Source organism: Rathayibacter rubneri, assembly GCF_023743255.1.
GTDB classification, from domain to species: Bacteria; Actinomycetota; Actinomycetes; order Actinomycetales; family Microbacteriaceae; genus Rathayibacter; species Rathayibacter rubneri.
In genome coordinates this window covers 1-1,512 of record NZ_JAMRYM010000194.1, presented here as the reverse complement: position 1 = coordinate 1,512, position 1,512 = coordinate 1, and the positions used below count along the sequence as shown (strand labels likewise).

Here is a 1,512-nt window from a genome sequence, read left to right as displayed (position 1 = left end):
GAGCGCGAGATCCTGCTCGCCCTCGCCGCCGCCGAGGGCCGCCACGAGGACCACTGGCGCGAGCTGCTCGGTGCCGCCGCGGAGCCGTCGCCGCGGCCGGATCTGCGCACCCGGGTCCTCGGCTTCCTCACCCGCCGCTTCGGCTCCGTCTTCGTCCTGGCCCTCGTGCAGCGCGCGGAGGCCCGATCGCCGTACGCCGACGACGACGACGCGACCGAGGCGATGGCCGCCGACGAGCGGATCCACGGCGAGGTCGTGCGAGGCCTGGCCGAGCGCGGGCGCACCCGGCTCTCGGGGACGTTCCGGGCCGCCGTCTTCGGCGCCAACGACGGGCTCGTCTCGAACCTCGCGCTCGTGCTGGGCGTCGGAGCGAGCGGAGTCGCCACGAGCGTGGTGCTGTTCACCGGGCTCGCGGGGCTGCTCGCCGGCGCCCTGTCGATGGGGGCGGGCGAGTTCGTCTCGGTGCGCTCGCAGCGCGAGCTGCTCAGCGCCTCCTCCCCCGACCTCGACACCAACCGCCTGGTCCCCGACCTCGACGTCGACGCGAACGAACTGGCGCTGGTCTACCGCGCCCGGGGCCTGACCGAGGAGGAGGCGAACGCCCGCGCCGCCCACGTGTTCACGGGACTGCGCGGCGGAGTCGCCGCCACCTCCCCGATCACGATCGGCGGACCGAAGGCGGACCCGTCGATCGACGAGCACGAGTCGATCGGCACCGGCATGGGCGCGGCGCTCTCGAGCTTCTGCTTCTTCGCTTCCGGCGCGATCATCCCCGTGCTGCCCTATCTGCTGGGCCTGTCCGGGATCGCCGCCGTGATCCTGGCCGCGGTGCTCGTCGGGATCGCCCTGCTCGCGACCGGAGCGATCGTGGGGCTGCTCTCGGGCGCCCCTCCCCTCGCGCGGGCGCTGCGCCAGCTCGGCATCGGCTACGGAGCGGCGCTCGTCACCTACCTGCTCGGCCTGCTGTTCGGCGCCTCCGCCGTCTGAGCGGCGGGGTCCGAGCGGCAGGGTCCGAGCAGCGGGGTCCGAGCGACCGGGTCAGTCCTGCTGGGGCTGCTCCTCGGGCGCCGGGGGCCTCCGGCGCCAGCGCAGCGCCGCGACCCCGATCGCGACCAGCAGGGAGAAGGGCAGCGAGCCCAGCAGCGGGATCGACGCGTAGTAGAGGATCTGGCGCTGGATCCACTCCGGCGACGGGGTGTCGGAGTCGCCGTAGTACGGGGCGGGCGGCGACGAGTAGCCGATCGTGAGGATCGAGAAGCCCAGCGCCGTGCCGGCGAGACCGGCGAGCAGCAGCACGAGCAGCCAGGGGTTCCGCAGCAGCGGGGCGTCCGGCTCGGCGGCCGCCCCCGGTGCCGGCTGCACGTCCGACTCGACCGGCTGCGCCTCGGCGGGGACCCGCGCCGTCTCGGAGGGGAGCCGTGCCGCCTCGGAGGGGAGCCGTGCCGCCTCGTCGCCCGGCCCGGCGGACCGCACCGCCGCACGGCGGGAGCGGCGGGTATCGGCGACCTCGGC

Annotated in this window: 2 protein-coding genes; one reads left to right on the top strand and one right to left on the bottom strand. The window is 75.5% G+C overall.

The genetic code is table 11. From position 1 onward, the window contains the following. Nucleotides 1-987, top strand: a 987-nt coding sequence (locus NB037_RS19245; RefSeq protein WP_251948659.1) for a VIT1/CCC1 transporter family protein, incomplete at its 5' end; no start/stop codon positions are given. Nucleotides 988-1,038: 51 nt separating this feature from the next. Here the strand turns inward: NB037_RS19245 and NB037_RS19240 are convergent. Beyond that, nucleotides 1,039-1,512: hypothetical protein (locus NB037_RS19240; protein ID WP_251948656.1), on the bottom strand; the 474-nt coding region annotated here is incomplete at its 5' end.